Genomic DNA, 19,427 nt, shown 5'->3' with positions numbered 1-19,427 from the left:
CTCGTCATCGCTTCGGATTCCGTTCCGCCCACGCGATCAGCCCTCGCAGGGCCCGGAACCAGGTCTCGGCGAGATCCCGGACCGTCTCGCGCGGCACCAGCCCTTCCAGATACGACCAGTGCGCGGCCAGCACCGGCCCGTCCGCACGGTCCTCGGTCACCACGTTGATCTCCAGCGCGTGCCCCTCCCGCATGGCTCCCGCGGGCCCGATGTCCGCCGCGTCCTCCTCGGGCGCGTACGACCAGTCCGTCTCCTCGGGGATGCCGAACCGCCCCAGGTAGTTGAACTCGACGCGAGCCGGTGCGTGGGCCGCCAGCACCTCACGGGTGCGGGGGTTGAGGTGCCGGAGCATGCCGTAGCCGACCCCGTTCGCGGGGAGCGACGCCAGATGTGCGCGCACCCGCCGTACGGCTTCCTCGGCCGCCGGTCCGCCCGCGAAGGCGTCGGCGGGATCGGCGGGCCCCGGGTCGAGCCGTACCGGGAACACACTGGTGAACCAGCCGACCGTACGCGACAGGTCGATCCCGTCGCCGCCCAGCTCCTCCTCCCGGCCGTGGCCTTCGAGGTCGACCAGGACGGAGGTGCCGCTCCCGCCGTCGCGCCGCCGTCGGTCCGCGAAGGCGAGACCGAGCGCCGCGAGCAGGACGTCGTTGACGCCCGCCCCGAAGGCCGCCGGTACGGCCGACAGCAGGGGACCGGTGTCCTCGGCGGGCATCCGCAGGACGACCTCGCGCCGGGTCGCCGCGGTGTCGCGGTCCGGCTCGGGCGTCCGCAGGAGCGGGAAGGGCTCCGCCGCGGAGGCCAGCACGTGCGTCCAGACGGGGAGTTCGGTCTCGCGTTCCTCGTCCCCGGCCAGGTCGGTGAGCAGCCGCGACCAGCGCGCGAAGGACGTGTCGACCGGGTCCAGCCGGACCGGACGCCCGGCGGAAACATCCCGCCACGCCGCCGCCAGGTCCGGCAGCAGCACCCGCCACGACACGCCGTCGACGACCAGGTGGTGGGCCGTCAGCAGCAGCCGTCCCGGCGCGTCGGCCGCGTCGAACCACACGGCCCGCACCATGACCCCGGCGTCCGGGTCGAGGGCCGCCCGCGCCCGGTGCGCGTGCTCACGGACCACCCCGGCCAGCGCCCCCGCGTCCAGCCCGGCCACGTCCACGCGGGTGATCCACCCGGCGGCGTCGACCGCCCCGGCCGCCGGGACGTGCAGCGACCAGTCCTCGGTCGCCTCGCGGGACGGCCTCACCAGGGTCGCCCGGAGCAGGTCGTGCCGGTCGGCGAGGGCCCGCAGCACGGCGGTCAGGGCGGGCAGGTCCAGGTCCGCCGGGGTGCGCACGAGCGCCGACTGGTGGTAGGAGGCGAACGGGCCGCCCAGTTCGCGCAGCCAGTGCATGACCGGGGTGAGCGGTACGACGCCGGTACCGTCGTCCTCGGGGCGGCGCTCGGCACCGTCGACGGTCCCGGCGACGGTGCCGAGCGCCGCCACCGTACGGTGCCGGAACACCAGCCGGGGCGTGATGCGGACGCCCGCGGCGCGGGCCCGGCCGACGAGCCGCATCGCGACGATGCTGTCGCCGCCGAGGGCGAAGAAGTCGTCGTCCGCACCGACCTGTTCCAGCCCCAGGACCTCGGCGAAGACCGCGCACAGCGTCCGCTCCACCGGCGTCGCGGGCGCCCGGCCCGTGGACAGGGCCGAGAAGTCGGGGGCGGGCAGCGCGGCCCGGTCGAGCTTGCCGTTCGCCAGCTGGGGGAACCGGTCGACGGCGACGACCGCCGCCGGGACCATGTGGTCGGGCAGTCGGGCGCCGACGTGCGCGCGCAGCTCCGCCGGATCCGGCACGCCACCGGACGACGACGGCACCACATGGGCGACGAGCAGCTTGCGCGCCTCGTCCTGACGCACCGTCACCACCGCCTGCGCGACGGCCGGATGGGAGGAGAGCGCCGACTCGATCTCCGCCGGTTCGATGCGGAAGCCGCGGATCTTCACCTGGTCGTCGGCCCGGCCCAGGTAGTCGACGTGCCCGTCGGCCGTCCAGCGGGCCAGGTCACCGGTCCGGTACAGACGTGAGCCGGGCGCCCCGAACGGGTCGGCGACGAACCGCTCGGCCGTCAGCCCCGGAGCGCCCAGATAGCCCCGGGCCAGACCACCGCCCCCCAGATAGAGCTCACCGGTGACCCTGGGCGGCACGGGCCGCATCCGTCCGTCCAGCACATACGCCCGAGTGCCGGCGACGGGCCGCCCCACGAGCGGGCGGTCGCTGTCCCGGACACGCGCCACCAGGGCGTCCACGGTCGACTCGGTCGGCCCGTACAGGTTGAACGCCTCGGTGCCGCGCAGCCCGGACAGCCGCCGCCACAGGTCCACGGGGACGGGCTCGCCCCCGACGCCGACCACCGCGAGCGGGCAGTCCCCGCCCCGCAGCAGACCGCCGTCGGCCATCTGCGCGAAGAACGACGGCGTGACCTCCAGGAAGTCCAACCGGTGCTCGATCACGGCCGCAGTGAGCAGTTCGGGGTCGCGCCGCACCTCCTCGGACACGATGTGCACGCAGTGCCCGTCCAGCAGCCACAGCTGGGGCTGCCAGGAGGCGTCGAAGAAGAACGACCAGGCGTGTCCCGCCCGCAGGTGCCGTCGCCCCGTGGCCTCGACCGCCGGTGCGTAGAGCGTCTCGCGGTGGCTGTGGAAGAGGTGGCCGAGGGACTCGTGGGTGATCACGACACCCTTGGGACGGCCGGTGGAGCCGGAGGTGTGGATGACGTACGCCGGATGAGCTGGCAGCAGCACGGCCCCCCGGTCGGCGTCGGTGAGGGCGGTGGCGCCGTGCGCCGCGATCCGCTCGGCGGTGGCGGGATCGTCGAGCACCCACGGCTCCACGCCCGCGGGCAGCGTCCCCGCGAGCGCCCGCGTGGTGAGCGTCAGCAGGGGCCGGACATCGTCGAGGATGCCCGCCGTGCGCTCCGCCGGCGCGTCGGGATCCAGCGGAACGTACGCCGCGCCCGCCTTGTGCACCGCCAGCACGGCCGAAAGGAACCGGGCGGTGCGCGGCAGCGCCAGCGCCACGAACCGTTCGGGTCCCGCGCCGAGTTCGACCAGGAGGCGGGCCAGACGGTTGGCCTCCGCGTCGAGTTCGGCGAAGGTCAGCTCGATGCCGTCGGAGGCGACGGCGGGCAGCTCGGGGTGGCGTCGGACCTGTTCCTCGAACAGCGCGGGCACGGTGGTGGGGGCGGCGAGGAGCGGCCGGCTGGGCCGGCCGCCGGTCAACTGCCGTCGCTCATCGGTGCCGAGGATGTCGACATGGCCGAGCGTCACGTCCGGGTCGGCGACGACGGCCCGCAGGACGCGCCGCAGTCGGTCGGCGAAGGACTGCGCGGTCGCGTGGTCGAAGAGGTCGGCGCTGTACTCCAGCACCCCGTCGACCCCGTCACCGTCGCCGCGTTCCATGAAGTCGAACGAAAGGTCGAACTTCGCGGTGGCACCGGCCACGTCGACCCGGCGGGCCCGAAGTCCGGGGAGCCCGGCGTCCCTTCCGCCTGCCGCGAGGTACACCACCATGACCTGGAAGAGCGGGTGCCGGGCCAGCGAGCGGGCCGGGTTGAGCGCCTCCACCAGCCGCTCGAACGGTACGTCCTGATGGTCGAAGGCCGCCAGATCTGCCTCCCGCACCCGCCCCAGCAGTTCCCGGAACGTGGGCTCGCCCGAGGTGTCGGTCCGCAGCACCAGCGTGTTGAGGAAGAACCCGACCAGATCCTCCAGAGCGGCGTCGGTCCGCCCCGAGATCGGGCTGCCGAGAGGGATGTCGTGGCCCGCGCCGAGCCGGGTGAGCAGCGTCGCCACGGCGGCCTGCAGCACCATGAACACGCTGACGCCGTTGTCCCGCGCCAACCGGTGCAGATCCGCCGCCAGTCCGGCGTCGAGCGACAGGTCGGCGGTACCGCCCCGGTGGCTCGACTCCAGCGGACGGGGCCGGTCCACGGGCAGCGCCAGCTCCTCCGGCAGCCCCGCCAACGCCCGGCGCCAATAATTGATCTGACGGGCCGACACGCTGTGCGGGTCCTTCTCGTCGCCGAGGACGTCGCGCTGCCAGAGCGTGTAGTCGGCGTACTGCACGGGCAACGGATCCCACCCGGGCGCCCGCCCGGCCGCACGCGCCGCGTAGGCGACCGCCAGGTCCCGCTGCAGTGGCCCCTCCGACCACTCGTCACCGGCGATGTGATGCAGCAGGAGCAGCAGCGTCCACTCCTCGGCACCTGTCCGGAACACCCGCACCCGCAACGGCGGTTCACGGTCCAGCGCGAAGCCGTACGCCCCTGCCCGCGCGAGCCGCTCCGGGAGCAGTGCGGCGTTCACGTCCTCCACCTCGAACGGGACGCGCACGTCGTCCGCGTCCAGCACCCGCTGGTGGGGCCGCCCCTCCTCGTCGGGGAAGACGGTGCGCAGCGTCTCGTGCCGGACGACGAGGTCGTGGACGGCGGCCCGCAGCGCCTCGACGTCGAGAGCACCGGTCAGCCGCCACGCGGCGGGGATGTTGTACGTCGGGCTCGCGCCCTCCACCTGGTACAGCACCCACAGGCGCCGCTGGGCGGACGACAGCGGCAGCCGCGCGGGACGCGCCCGGACCCGGAGCGCGGGCGGCCTCGCCCCGGCGTCCGCCGGGGTGCCCTCCGCCAGCCTCCGCGCGAGCCGCGCCACCGTGGGCGCGTCGAACACCGTGCGCAGCGACACATCCGTCCCGAACGCGGCCCGTATCCGGGCCACCAGGCGCATCGCGAGCAGGGAGTGACCGCCCAGGGCGAAGAAGTCGTCGTCCACGCCGACGCTCCCCACGCCGAGGACGTCCGCGAACAGCCCGAGGAGGATCTCCTCGCGAGGATCGCGCGCCCGCCCGCCGCTGCCGCCGCCCGCCGCGAAGTCGGGCTCGGGCAGCGCCCGGCGGTCCAGCTTCCCGTTCGGGGTGAGCGGCAGAGTGTCGAGGACGACGAGGGCCGCGGGCACCATGTGCTCGGACAGCGCCGTGGCGGCATGCGCGCGCAGCGCCACAGGGTCGGCGGTCCGGCCGGCGGCGGGGACGACGTACGCGACGAGCCGCTGCTCGTGCGGGACGACGACGGCGTGGGCGACGCTCGCGTGCCGGGCGAGCACGGCCTCCACCTCGCCGGGCTCGACGCGCACACCACGGATCTTGACCTGGTGGTCGGTGCGCCCGAGGAAGTCCAGGGTGCCGTCCGGCAGCCAGCGGGCCAGGTCGCCCGTGCGGTACATCCGGGCGCCGGTGCCGCCGTACGGGTCCGCGACGAACCGTTCGGCCGTGAGACCGGGCCGGTCGAGGTAGCCGCGGGCGAGCTGGACGCCCGCCAGGTACAGCTCGCCCGCCACACCCGGAGGCACCGGCCGCAGCGCCGCGTCCAGCACATAGGCACGGGTGTTCCACACCGGGCGCCCGATGGTGACCCGGCCGGCGCCCCCCGGCACGCGCCCCGCGGTGACGTCGACCGACGCCTCGGTCGGCCCGTACAGGTTGTGCAGCTCCGCAGGCAGTACCGCGTGGAACCGCTCCGCCACGGGCGGGGGCAGCGCCTCGCCGCTGCACAGCACCCGGCGCAGACTGGTGCACCCGCCGGCGGTGGGCTCCTCCACGAACGCCTGGAGCATCGACGGCACGAAGTGGACCGTGGTCACGCCCTGTTCCCGGATCAGCCGCGCCAGGTACGCCGGATCCCGGTGCCCCTCCGGCCGCGCCACCACCAGGGCCGCCCCGGTGATCAGCGGCCAGAAGAACTCCCACACCGACACGTCGAAGCCCGACGGCGTCTTCTGCAGCACCCGGTCGTCGGCGGTGAGACCGTACGCCTCCCGCATCCAGAGCAGCCGGTTCACGATGCCCCGCTGCGGGACGACCACCCCCTTGGGGCGGCCGGTCGAACCCGAGGTGTAGATCACGTAGGCCGGGCTCGACGGGTCGTACGTGGTGGGCGTCTCATCCTCCGGGCCCTCGGGAAGGGCGTCCTCGATGACGCACACCGGCCGCGCCTCCTCCAGCATGAGCGCGCGCCGCCCCGCCGGCTGGCCGGCGTCGAGCGGCAGATACGCGCCGCCCGCCCGGTGCACCGCCAGCAGGGCCACGACCAGGTCCGCCGACCGTGGCAGCGCCACCGCGACGGTGCGCTCCGGGCCGACGCCCCGCCCGGCCAGGACCCGCGCGGTCCGCTCGACCCGCGTGTCCAACTCGGCGTAGGTCAGGCGCTGTTCGCCGTCGACGAGCGCCAGGGCGTCCGGTGTCCTGGCCACCTGCTCCCGGAACAGCTCTGGCAGGGTCGTCGCCGGCACCGCGTGCCCGGTGTCGTTCCACCGCACGAGCACCGACTCCCGCTCCCCGTCCTCCAGGACCGCCAGATCCCGTACGGGAACGGCGGGGTCGGCGGCCACCTGCTCCAGCAGCCGCACGAGCCGGCCCGCCAGCTGCCGGGCCGTCGACTCCTCGCACAGGTCGCGGGCGTACTCCAGCAGCAGGGTGAGACGATCGGGACCGGTCTCGTCCACGAAGGTGACGTGCAGGTCGAACTTGGCCATGCCCGTGTCCATGTCGAACCACTCGGTGGGCATGCCGAGCACGTCCGGGTCCCCGTCGGGCCGGTGGTGGTAGCCCAGCATCACCTGGAACAGCGGATTGCGGCCCGCGATGCGCGGGGGGTTGAGGGCCTCGACGACATGGTCGAAGGGCAGGTCCTGGTGCGCGAACGACTCCAGGGCGGACTGACGCACCCGGGTCAGCAGTTGTCCGAACGTCAGGCCCGACTCGGCGCCGGACAGGTCGGTGCGCAGCACGAGCGTGTTGACGAAGAAGCCGACCAGGTCGTCCAGCGCGTCGTCGGCGCGGCCCGCGACGGGCGCGCCCAGCGGGATGTCGTCGCCCGCGCCGAGCCGGTGCAGCAACGCGGCCGTCGCGGCCTGGAACAGCATGAACATGCTGACCCCGGCGGCGCCGGACAGCGCACGCAGCGCACGTAAGGTCCCAGTCGACAGCTCCAGCCGCACCTTTGCGCCGCGACCGGTGGGCACCTCGGGACGCGGCCGGTCCAGGGGCAGGGCCAGCTCCTGCGGCAGCTCCCGCAGTGTCTCGGTCCAGTAGGCCAGCTGGGTCCCGCCGACCTGCCCGAGCAGCGTCTCCTGCCACAGCGTGTAGTCGGCGTACTGGACGGGCAGCGGAGCCCACCCCGGCGCACGGCCCGCCCGCCGGGCCTCGTACGCGGTGGTGAGGTCACGCAGGAACGGCCGGTCCGACCACTCGTCGGTGGTGATGTGGTGCAGCACCAGCGCCACCACATGGTCCGCGGGCCCGAGCCGCAACACCTCCGCGCGTACGGGGAGTTCGGCGCTCAGGTCGAACGGCCGCCGCTGCGCCGCCTCGACGGCCCCGGCCAGCTCCTGCGCGGTGATCCCGCTGACCGTGAACCCGGGCTCGGCCGTGCCCGGCGGCGCGATCCACTGGTACGGCTCGCCGTCCTCCTCCAGGAACACTGTTCGCAAAGCCTCGTGACGTTCCGTCACATCGGTCAGCGCCGCACGCAGCGCGTCGAGGTCGAGTGCGCCGCGCAGCCGGAACACCAGCGGGAAGTTGTACGCGACGCCGCCGCCGGTGATCCGTTCGACCAGCCACAGCCGACGCTGCGCCGCCGACAGGGGAACACGCGTCGGCCGATCAGGCACCGGACGCAGCGCCGGACGTACGGGACGCCCGGTGCCCGCCCGCAGGGCAAGTGCCTCGGGGGTGGGCGCCTCGAACAGGTCGCGGATCGCGAGTTCCGCGCCCAGTTCGGTGCGGGCGCGGCTGACCAGCCGGGTCGCGAGCAGGGAGTGCCCGCCCAGGTCGAAGAAGTTGTCCTCCGCGCCGGTGCGGGGCAGCCCCAGCACCTCGGCGAACAGCCGGCACAGCACCTCCTCGACGGGCGTCCGTGGGCCCCGGCCCCGTGACAGGGCGACCTCGGGCCCGGCGTCCGGCAGGGCGCGCACGTCGAGCTTGCCGTTGTCGTTCATCGGCAGCCGTGGCAGGACCACGAAGGCGGCCGGGACCATGTGGCCGGGCAGCCGCCGCCCCAGGTCGTCCCGCAGCCGCCGGACGAGGGCGCCGTTGCCGCGCGCGGCGGTCGGCGTGTTGGAGTACGGGGCCCCACCACGCTCCGGGCGCGGCACATACAGGCCCGTGGTGGGTACGGGGGCGGTGCCCCGCACGAGGACCGCGTCGAAGAAGCCCGGCTCGTCCGACCAGGTGGTGAGGACGCGGTAGCCGTGGGCCGCGCCCAGCGCCCGCAGATCCTCCGGCTCGACACCCGCCGCGCCCGCGCCCGCACCAGGCGTGCACCCGGCATCGCCCGCGTGCCCGGCCTGACTCGCGGGTGCGGTGCCGGGCAGCCGCGCGGGGTCCCCGGCCACGACCGCGCCCGGCATCCGTCCGGCGTCCAGCGCCCGCGTCGCGGCCAGGTCGCCCGCAGTCCGCGCGTCGGGGATCCGCCGTACCCGGAGCAGCTCCCGCCCTTCGAGGCGCTCCAGGAGGGCGCCGGGCCCGGACCACTCCTCCACCGGCGCGTCACCCAGCCGCAGCGTGTCCCCGCCGGCCGGCGGCCCCCCGGCGCGGAGCACCACGTCGTACCGGTAGCGCGTCAGCTCGTTGTGGTGCCGTCCGCCCTTCGTGCGCAGCTCGACGTCCAGGCCCAGCGTCGTGAACCAGTCGGGATCGACCAGCAGTTCCTTCTCCAGCGCCAGCCCGCGGTCCACGGCCCGGCGCAGCGCCTCCGGCTCGACGCCGTCACCCGCGCGGGCCAACTGGACACCGGTCTGGAACACCCGGGCCTGCCGCAGATCGCGCACGTCCCCGAGGAACAGGGCGCCGCCGGGCGCGAGGAGCGCCGTCGCCCCCCGGATCACCTTCCGCAGATGCTCCAGGCTCGGGAAGTACTGCACGACGGAGTTGATGACGACCGTGTCGAAGGACCCGGCCGGCAGCCCGTCGGTCACCTCGGCCGGCTGACAGCGCAGGTGCACCTTCCGCGCCAGCTCCGGGTCGGCCCGGAGGTCCTCGCCGAGCTTGCGGATCACGGGCGCCGCGAAGTCCGTCGCCCAGTACGCCTCGGCGTCCGGGGCGAGCCGCGACAGCAGCAGACCCGACCCGACACCGATCTCCAGGATCCGTCGCGGCCCCAGCTCGCGGATCCGCTCGACGGTCGCCTCCCGCCACTCCCGCATGTGCTCCAGCGGGATCGGGGCACCGTCGTAGGAGCTGTCCCAGCCCGCGAAGTCCTCGGCGAACAGCGCGGTGCCGATCTCGGTGTACTCGGCGGAGTAGACCTCCCGCCACTCCCCGATCTGCTCCCGCTCCACCGACTCCCGCGCACCGGCGTCGAGTTCGGCCGGTACGACATACCCGACGAGCCGCCGCGCACCCGGCGCGGAGGCGTCGTCGCGGGCGACCACGGCGGCCTGTGCCACCTCGGGATGCTGGGCGAGCGCCGTCTCGACCTCCCCCAGCTCCACCCGGTGGCCGCGGATCTTGACCTGGTCGTCGGTACGGCCCAGGAAGTCCAGGTCGCCGTCGGGCCGCCGCCGTACCAGGTCCCCGGTGCGGTACATCCGCTCACCCGGCCGCCCGAACGGATCGGCGACGAACCGCTCGGCGGTCAGGCCCGGCCGGTCGAGGTAGCCGCGCGCCAGCCCGACGCCCGCGATGTACAGCTCGCCCGCCACGCCGTCCGGCACCGGCCGCAGCCACGTGTCGAGGATCCGGGCGCGGGTGGCCCGGATCGGGCGCCCCACGGTCGGGGTCGCGCTGTCCTGCGTACCACCGCCGAGGGTGTTGATCGTGTACTCCGTCGGGCCGTACAGGTTGTAGCCGTACGTTCCCTCCGTGTCCCGCAGGGTGTTCCACACCGACTCGGTGACCGCCTCGCCGCCGAGCAGCACCAGCGGCGGCCGGTGCCCCTCCAACAGGCCCTCCTCGATGAGGAGATGGGCGTACGTCGGCGTCACGTTGACGACGTCGACACGGTGCTCCTCGCAGTACGCCACCAGCGCGGTCGCGTCCCGGCGCAGCTCCTCGTCGCAGACGTGCACCTCGTGGCCCTCGACGAGCCACAGCAACTCCTCCCACGACATGTCGAACGCGAACGACACGGTGTGCGCGATCCGCAGCCGCCGCCCGCCGGCCGACGCGATCGCCGGCGCGAAGATCTCCTTCTGGTGGTTGAGCTGCATGTTCGTCAGCCCGACGTACGGCGTGACGACACCCTTGGGGCGGCCGGTCGAGCCCGAGGTGTAGATCACGTACGCCGGGTGGTCCAGGCTGAACGACCGGGACACGGCGTCGGCGGGCAGCCCCGCCAGCTCGGCCGCCACCGCCGGGTCGTCCAGCAGCACCCGCGGCGTGTCCCCCGTCAGCGTCCGCGACACACTGTGCGTCGACAGCAGGAGCAGCGGACGGGCGTCCGCCAGCATCAGCGACAGCCGCTCGGCGGGGTGGTCCAGCTCCAGCGGCAGATACGCCGCCCCCGTGCGCAGCACGGCGAACAGCGCCACCACCATGTCGATCGAGCGCGGCAGGCCCAGCGCGACGATCCGCTCCGGACCCGCGCCGCGCGCGATCAGCAGCCGCGCCATCCGGTTGCAGCGGGCGTCCAGCTCCGCGTATGTCAGGGTCCGCCCGCCGAAGACCAGCGCGGTCGCGTCCGGGGTCCGGGCGGCCTGCCTGGCCAGCATGTCCGCCACCGTCTCGTGCGGCACGGGCTGCCGCTGCCCGGCCTCCGCGCGGGCGAGCGCGGCGGCTTCGGCCGGCAGCAGCGGGTCGATCGAGCCGACGGCCGCCGACGGGTCCGCCACCAGCCGCCCCACCAGCAGCACGAAACGGTCCAGCAGACTCCTCGCGTACGCCCCGTCCAGCACATCGGGCCGGTACGCCAGCGTCACCCGCACCCGCTCGCCCGGTGTGACCACCAGGTTCGCCGGATAGTGCGTGGCGTCCACGTTCGCCACCGCCGTGGCACCGTGCCGCTCCCGCAGTGCGGCGAGCCGCTCGTCGGTGTCTGCGTTGCGCAGCACGAACAGCGTGTCGAACAGCCGCCGGTGCCCCGTCTCCGCCTGCAGCACCCCCAGGCCCAGGTACTCGTACGGCATGGTCTGCAGCCGCTCGCCCTGGACGCGGCGCAGCAGACCGAGCACCGGCTCACGCGGGTCGAACGCGAAGCGCGCGGGCACCGTGTTGAGGAACATGCCGATGACGTTCTCGACGTCCGGCACCTCGCTGGGGCGACCGGCGACCGTCGTACCGAACACGACGTCCGTCCGGCCGGTCGCGCCGGCCAGCACCAGCCCCCACGCCGCGGTGAGGACCGTGTTCGGCGTCAGACCGTGCCCCCGTGCGGTGTCCCGCAACCGTCGCGCCACCGCCGGGTCCAGCACGGCGTCCAACTGCACCGGGACCACCGGCTCGGAGCGGCGGTCGTCGGCGGCCGGCACCAGCAGCGTGGGCTCCTCGAAACCGGACAGGGCGGCACGCCACGCCCGGGTCGCCGCGGCGTCGTCCTGCCGTTCCAGCCAGGTCAGGTAGTCGCGGTACGAGCCGGGCCGCTCCAGACCCGCGGGATCGCCCCCGCACTCGTACAGCGCGAACAGCTGGTCGAGGAACAGCCAGGCCGACCAGCCGTCCCACAGGATCAGATGACGGCCCACGATCAGCCGGTCCCCGCGCCCCTCACCGAGGCGGACCAGCAGCATCCGGAACAGTGGCGGCCGGGACAGGTCGAAGCGCCGCGTCCGTGAATCGTCCAGCAACTCCCGCATCCGGCGGTCCTGTTCGTCCGCCGGGAGCCCCGACAGATCCACCTCCGTCAGGGGGACGTCGGCGTCCCGCACGATGAACTGCACCGGCTGGCGCAGCCCTTCGCCGGTGAACCCGGCACGCAGGCTCGGGTTGCGGTCCAGCAGCGCCCGCACCGCGGCGGACAGCCGCTCGCGGTCGACGCCCGCGGCGAAGTCGAAGGACTCGTGGACGGTGTACACGTCCAGGGCGCCGTCGTCGAAGTGCGAGTGGAAGAACAGCCCCTCCTGGAGCGGGGCAAGGGGCCACACGTCCTCGACCCTGCCCGGAGCGAGCCGCTCCACCCGCTCCCGCTCCGCCTCGGTCGGCGCGAACGCGGACACGGCGTCCGTGGCTCCCCGCGCCGCCGCGTCGACGCCGGCCGCCGCGGCGAGGGCCGCCGGTGTGCGGTGCTCGAACACCTCACGCGGGCCCAGCACGAGTCCCGCGCGACTGGCCCGGCTGGACACGGCGATGGAGCTGATGCTGTCGCCGCCGAGCAGGAAGAAGTCGTCCTCGACCCCGACCTCCGGCAGCTTCAGCACGGCCGCGAAGATCTCGGTGAGCAGCTGCTCGCGGGGATCTGCCGGGGCGCGCGTCACCGCGGCCCGCACCGCTCGCGGGGCGGGCAGCGCGGCCCGGTCCAGCTTCCCGCTGGGGGTGAGCGGCAGCGCGTCGAGCACCACCCAGGCACCCGGAACCATGGGGGAGGGCAGCGACGCCGCCAGCGCCTCGCGCAGCACGCTGACGTCCACCTCGCCCCGCGGGACGACGTACGCCACGAGCGCGTCGTCCCGTACCGTCACGGCGGCCTGGGCGACGTCCGGCAGCCTGACGAGGGCGGCCTCGACCTCGCCCGGCTCGATGCGGTTGCCCCGCAGCTTGACCTGCCGGTCGGTGCGGCCGAGGTACTCGACCACGCCGTCCCCGCGGCGGCGCACCAGGTCACCGGTGCGGTACATACGGGTGCCGGGCGGCCCGTACGGGTCCGCGGTGAACCGTTCGGCGGTCAGCGCCGGACGGCCGTGGTAGCCGCGGGCGAGCTGGACCCCCGTCAGATACAGCTCTCCCGGCACACCGTCGGGCACTGGCCGCAGACAGGCGTCCAGGACCCTCAGTCCGGTGTTCCAGACGGGGCGCCCGATCGGCACGGACACACCCCGGTCGGCGCCGGCGTCGTACGGGTGGTGCGTGACGTCGACGGCGGCCTCGGTCGGGCCGTACAGGTTGTGCAGCGGTACGCCCGTCAGCCTGTGCCAGCGTCTCGCCGCGGCGACCGGGAGGGCCTCGCCGCTGCTCAGCACCCGGCGCAGCGACGCCGCCCAGGACGGGTCGGCGGTCACCTCGTCGGACCGCAGGAACGCCTCCAGCATCGACGGCACGAAGTGCAGGGTCGTGATGCCCTGCTCACGCACGAGCGCCGCCAGATACGCGGGGTCGCGGTGGCCGTCGGGCCGGGCGAGGACGACGGCCGCGCCCTCCAGCAGCGGCCAGAAGAATTCCCACACCGACACGTCGAAACTGGACGGCGTCTTCTGCAGCACCCGGTCGTCGGCGCCCAGCCCGTACGCCCCTTGCATCCACGCGAGCCGGTTCACGACGGCCCGGTGCGTGACGACGACGCCCTTGGGCAGGCCGGTCGAGCCGGAGGTGTAGATCAGGTACGCGGGGTCGTCGGGGCCGGCCGGGCGTGCGTCGACCGCTGCCGACGGGACGAGGTCGTCGTCCGGGGCGTCGAGCAGCAGCACCGGCGGAAGGTTCCGCCGGGCCTCGCCCACGGGGCCGGACACGTCGGCGGGTCGGGCACCTCGGCCAGGCAGGGGCGGCTCGGACGGCCGGGGTTCACCGGGTCGCGGGGACGGCTGCGGCAGCCGTCCGGCCGTCGTCGAGAGGGCGACGACCACCGTGGCGCCGGAGTCGGACAGCATGTGCGCGACCCGGTCCGGCGGATAGTCGAGGTCCACCGGCAGATACGCGGCCCCCGACTTCAGCACCCCGAGCAGCGCCACCACCAGCTCCGCCGAACGCGGCACGGCGACCGCCACTAACCCGCCCGCACCGGCGCCCCGGGCACGCAGCCGTACCGCCAACGCCTCCGCACGGGCCTCGAGTTCGGCGTACGTGAGGCGTTCGCCCTCGAAGACCACCGCGGTGGCGCCCGGCGTCCGGGCCACCTGCTCCGCGAACGCTCCCGCCAGCGTGGTCCCGGCGACCCGGCGCTCGTCACCGGTGGGGTGGGCGCGCAACGCCTCGTCGGCCGACAGCAGTTCCACCGAGGCGGCGGCTCGCTCCGGGGCCTCGGCGATCGCCTCCAGCACCCGCGCCAGACGGCCCCCGAGCAGGCGGACGGTGTTCGCGTCGAGACGTTCCGCGTGGTGCTTGAGACGCAGGTCGAGGCGGCGGCCCGGCTTGACGACGAGGGCGAGCGGATAGTGCACGGCGTCGTGGAAGGCGTCCCCGGTGATCCGCACCCGGCCCGAGGCGTCCCGCAGGTCCGTCTCGGCGGGATAGTTCTCGAACACCACGAGCGTGTCGAACAGGTCGCCCTCGCCCGCGTGCCCGGCGAGCCGCTGGATCTCCGCGAGCCCGAGGTGCTGGTGGTCCAGGAGCCGTGCCTGCTCCTCCTGGAGGCGGACGAGCAGCGCGCCGAGCGACGCACCGGGCGCCCAGCGGAAACGGGTGGGGAGGGTGTTGATGAAGAGACCGACCATGGAGGCGATGCCGTCGACGTCCCCGTCGCGCCCGGAGACCGTCGTGCCGAAGACCACATCGTCCCGGCCCGTCAGCCGGCCCAGCAGCAGACCCCAGGCGCCCTGGATCACCGTGCCCAGGGTCACGCCGTGCTCACGGGCCCGTTCGGTGAGCCGCGCGGTCGTCCGCTCGGACAGCTCCACCCGGACGTGCTCCGGTCGCACGGGCGCCCCGCCCGCCGGGGGGTCGACCAGCCGGGTCGGCCCGTCGAGTCCGGCGAGCGCCTCGCGCCACGCGTCACGGGCGGCGTCCTGGTCCCGCTCCCCGAGGCGGCGCAGGAAGGAACGATAGGGGGCGACCTCGGGCAGCGGGGGAGCGTCCGTACCGTAGAACGCCATCAGTTCGCGGTGCAGGACCGGCAGCGACCACCCGTCGGCGACGATGTGATGGAACGTCAGGACGAGGCGGCTGCGCCGCTCCCCGAGGTGGAGCAGCGCGCAGCGCAGCAGCGGAGGTACGGCCAGGTCGAACCCGTGGGCCCGCTCGTCCGCCGCCACCGCCTCGCCCAGGGCCTCCCGTACCAGCGCGGCCTGCGCGGACAGGTCGACCTCCCGCCACGGCAGTTCGGCGTGGGGCGTGATGATCTGCACGGGAGTGCCGTCGGCCCTCTGGCGGAACGCGGCGCGCAGGGGCGCGTGGCGGTCGAGCAGCCGCCGGGCGGCGGCGCGCAGCGCCGTCCCGTCCACGGGACCGGCCAGATCGAGGACCTGCTGCACGACGTACGTGTCGCCGTCGGCGCCGCCGGTCAGCGCGTGGAAGTAGAAGCCCTGCTGGAGCGGGGTGAGCGGCAACAGCTCCGCCACCGCCAGCGGCCGCGCGCCCTGGATCGCGGCGAGTTCGTCCTCGTCGACCTCCACCAGCGGCGTGTCCACGACGTGCTCGGCGGTGCGCTCGGCGGCGGCCCTCGCCAGGGCCTCGACCGTGCGGTGCCGGAACACGTCCCGCGTGGTCAGCCGGAGGCCCGACTCCCGTGCCCGGACGAGGAGTCGGATGGCGATGATGCTGTCGCCGCCGAGCGCGAGGAAGTCGTCCTCCGCGGTCACCGCGTCCACGCCGAGGACCTCCGCGTACAGCGCGCACAGCAGTCTCTCCCGCGCGGTGCGCGGTGCGCGGCCGGTGCTCGTCGCCCCGTAGTCCGGTGCCGGCAGCGCCCGCGCGTCGATCTTGCCGCCGGGGGTGACCGGCAGCGCGTGCAGCGGCACGAACGCCGAGGGCACCATGTAGTCCGGCAGCCACTCAGCGACATGACCGCGCAGCTCCCTCATCAGCGCGCCGACGTCACGGAAGGGCGCGGGACTGTTGGCGTGCGGGTAGGCGCCGGCGGACCGGTACAGCGGACCGAAGGAGCCGCCCGCCGTGCCCTCGCCGCGGCCCGGACCGCCGCCGCTGCCGCGGGCCCCGGCGCTGCCGCCCCCGCCGTCCGCGTCGCCGACGGGCGCGGGGATCAGTACGGCGTCGAAGGACCCGTCGTCGGCGCTCCCGTTCCAGGTGAGGGCCGCGCGGTACCCGTGCTCCGCCGCCAGCGCGTGCACGTCCTCGGGGTCGACGCCGGGCGCCGCCTCGCCGCTGCTGCCCTCCAGGCGCCGCAGGTCGGCCAGGTCGTCGGCGAGCCGGGCGTTGGGCACGCCGGTGATCCGCAGCCGTGGCGGGCGCGCGGTGAGCAGTCCCGCCAGTCCGGCGAGACCGCCGACCGCGCCCCAGCCGACTTCCCGGGCCCGCGCGGCCCCGGTGCCCTCCGGCGGGGGCGCGGCCGCCCCCGGACGCAGCACGACGTCGTACCGGTAGCGGCTCAGCTCGTTGTGGTTCACGGCCCGCTTGAGGTGGATCTCGGCGTCGAACCCGTCGAGCGCGGCGAAGAAGTCCGGGTCGAGGAGGAGTTCGCCCTCCCAGCGCACCGAGCGCTCCACGGCGGCGCGCAGGGCACTCTTGTCGTCGGTCTCGTCACCGGCCGCCCGCCGGGTCTCCACGGCGGCGCGCAGGGTCCGCAGCAGGCGCAGGTTGCGCACGTCGCCGACGTGGATCCGGCCGCCGGGCGCGAGCAGCGCCGCCGCCCGGCGCAGCACGTCGGCGAGGTACTCGCCGCTCGGGAAGTACTGGGCGACGGAGTTGATGACGACCGTGTCGAAGAACCCGACGGGCAGGCCCTCCGTGTCGTGCGCGGGCCCGGTCCGCAGCTCGACCTTCGAGGCCAGCTCCGGATCACCGTCCACCTGGGCGCGCAGCGCCGCGACGGCCGCCGCCGACAGGTCGGTGCCCCAGTACGCCTCGCAGCCGGGCGCGATCCGGGAGAGGAGCAGACCGCTGCCGACGCCGATCTCCAGCACCCGTCGCACGGCGCCGAGTTCACGGATGCGTTCGACGGTCGCCGCCCGCCACTCGCGCATCTCCTCGACGGGGATCGGCGCCCCGTCGTACATGCTGTTCCAGCCCGCGTAGTTCTCGCGCAGGCCCGAGCCGCCGAGATCCGCGGGGCTGCCCGCGCTGCCCGCGCTGCCCGAACCGCCCGAACCGCCCGTGCCGTCGGGCGCGTCGTGGGCGTGGGAGCCGTCCGGGCCGCCCGCCGCCTCCTCCCGCACCCCCTCGGAACCGGCCGCGCCGTAGAGGAGTTCGTGCACCTGCTTCCACTGCTCGACCTGCGTGTCCGGGTCGGGGTCGCGCGGCCCGTCGAGGGCGGGGACGACGTAGGCGGCGAGACGGCGGTCGCCGGGACGGTCCTCGCGGACGACGACGGTGACCTGGTCGACCGCCGGATGGCCGCGCAGCACCGACTCGATCTCGCCGGGCTCGATGCGGAAGCCCCGGATCTTGACCTGTGCGTCGGCCCGCCCGAGGAACTCCAGCCCGCCGTCGGCCCGCCGGCGCACCAGGTCACCGGTGCGGTACAGCCGTTCACCGGGCGCGCCGAACGGATCGGCGACGAACCGCTCGGCGGTCAGGTCCGGCCGCCCCAGATAGCCGCGCGCCAGGCCCGCACCGCCGAGGTACAGCTCACCCGTGACACCGGCCGGCACCGGGCGCAGGAACGCGTCGAGGACGTACGCGCGGGTCCCTGGGTCGGGCACCCCGATCGGCACGATCGCCCCCGCCGGGATGTCCGGATCGCACAGCCCGAGTGTGGAGTTGGTGGTGGCCTCGGTGGGACCGTACGCGTTGAACATCATCCGCCCGCGCGCGTACCGCCCGACCAGCTCGGGCGAGACCCGCTCCGTGCCCGCCAGCAGGGTCGCCGTGGCCGGCAGGCGCACGTCGTCGGGCATGGCGGCGAGCAGCGCCGGCGGAAGGATCATGAAGGTGACGCCGTGCGCGTTCGCGTAGTCGGCCAACGGGGCCCCGGGAACCCTCCGCTCCGCCGGTACGACGACCAGCCGGCCGCCGGACAGCAGGCCGAGGCACAGGTCCCAGAAGGCCACGTCGAAACTGGGCGACGCGAACTGCAGGACCCGGCTGTGCGGCCCGATCCCGAACCGCTCGCTCTGCGTCGCCACCAGCTTCGCCACACCGCTGTGCGCGAGGACGACGCCCTTGGGCCGGCCGGTCGAGCCGGAGGTGTAGATCACGTAGGCGGCGTTCGCGACGGTGAGGTGTGCGCCCCGGTCGGCGTCGGTGGGGTCGTGGACCGGGCACCGCGTCAACTCGGCGACCACGGCGGGCGAGTCGAGTGCGACCACGGTCATGGCGTGCGCCGGCGCGGGCAGCTCGCGGGCGGTCTCGGCGACGGTCACCAGGCAGACGGGCCGGGCGTCGTCGAGCATGTACGCGATGCGGTCCGCCGGGTAGTCGTGGTCGATCGGCAGATAGGCGGCGCCCGACTTCAGGACGGCCACCTCGGCGACGAACAGGTCGACGGAGCGCGGCAGGGCGAGCGCGACGATGCGCTCGGGGCCCGCGCCCCGCGCGAGGAGCGCGTGGGCCAGGCGGTTGGCCCGCTCGTCCAGCGCGGCGTAGGTGAGTTCCTCGTCGTCGAGGACCAGCGCGACCGTCTCGGGCCGCTGCCGCACCTGCTCGGCGAACATCGCGGGCCAGGTGCCGGCCGGGACGGCGTGCGCGGTGTCGTTCCAGTCGACGACGACCTGCCGGTACTCGTCCGCCCCCATCAGGTCCAGGCGGGCGACAGGAGTCTCCGGCCGGGCGAGCGCGTCGGCGAGGAGGGTCCGGTAGTGGCCGAGGAGCCGATCGACGGTCGTGCCGTCGAACAGTCCCGGATGGTAGGTCGCCCGGACCGTACCCCCGTCGGACACCTCCAGTGCCAGGTCGGCCGGTGCCGGGAGGTCCCCGACGGGCCGGGCCTCGGTCGCGAACACCGTGGTGAAGAAGGGGCCGCCGCCGCGGGTGGTCCGGGGACTCAGCTCGTCGACCAGAAGGTCGAGGGGCACCCGGTGGATGTCCGCCTCGTCCCGTGCCTGCGTCACCCGCCGCACCAACTCCGCGAAGGACGGTTCGTGTTCGACGGACAGCCGTAACGGAAGCCCGTCATGGCCGACCGTCAGGTCCGTCGCCCCGGTGTAGCGGTGCAGCAACGCCACGAAGGCGGCGAGGCGTTGGGCGTCGGTGGCGTCGGCGACGCCGGCCTGTGTGCGGGTCACCCGTTCCGGGACCGGCTGCGGGGGACGGGGCCGGTCGGCGGGCAGTGAGACCTCCGGCGGAAGCGGTGTGAGCAACCGCCGCCAATGGGCCAGGACTTCCTCGGAACCGCACACAGCAGCGAGCCTCCCCAGCGGGTCGGGGTCCCGGCCCTGGACCGGGATCGCCGTCATACTAAGGTAAGGGTTACCTAATTTATAGAGGGGGTGGTGGCACCCGGCCGGAAGTCGGCACGGTGATCCGCGCTCGTTCTAC

Annotated in this window: 1 protein-coding gene; it reads right to left on the bottom strand. The window is 74.6% G+C overall.

Features of this window, described 5'->3' with window-relative positions; translation table 11 throughout:
* Positions 1 to 4: 4 nt before the first annotated feature.
* Positions 5 to 19,288, bottom strand: a complete 19,284-nt coding sequence (locus GSY65_RS01120; RefSeq protein ID WP_159775501.1) for a non-ribosomal peptide synthetase — start codon at positions 19,286 to 19,288, stop codon at positions 5 to 7.
* Positions 19,289 to 19,427: the final 139 nt, after the last annotated feature.

This window comes from Streptomyces sp. HM190 (assembly GCF_009857135.1).
Taxonomy (GTDB): Bacteria; Actinomycetota; Actinomycetes; order Streptomycetales; family Streptomycetaceae; genus Streptomyces; species Streptomyces heilongjiangensis.
Note: the sequence above shows the minus strand (reverse complement) of the source record. Positions and strands in the feature narration are given on the sequence as shown.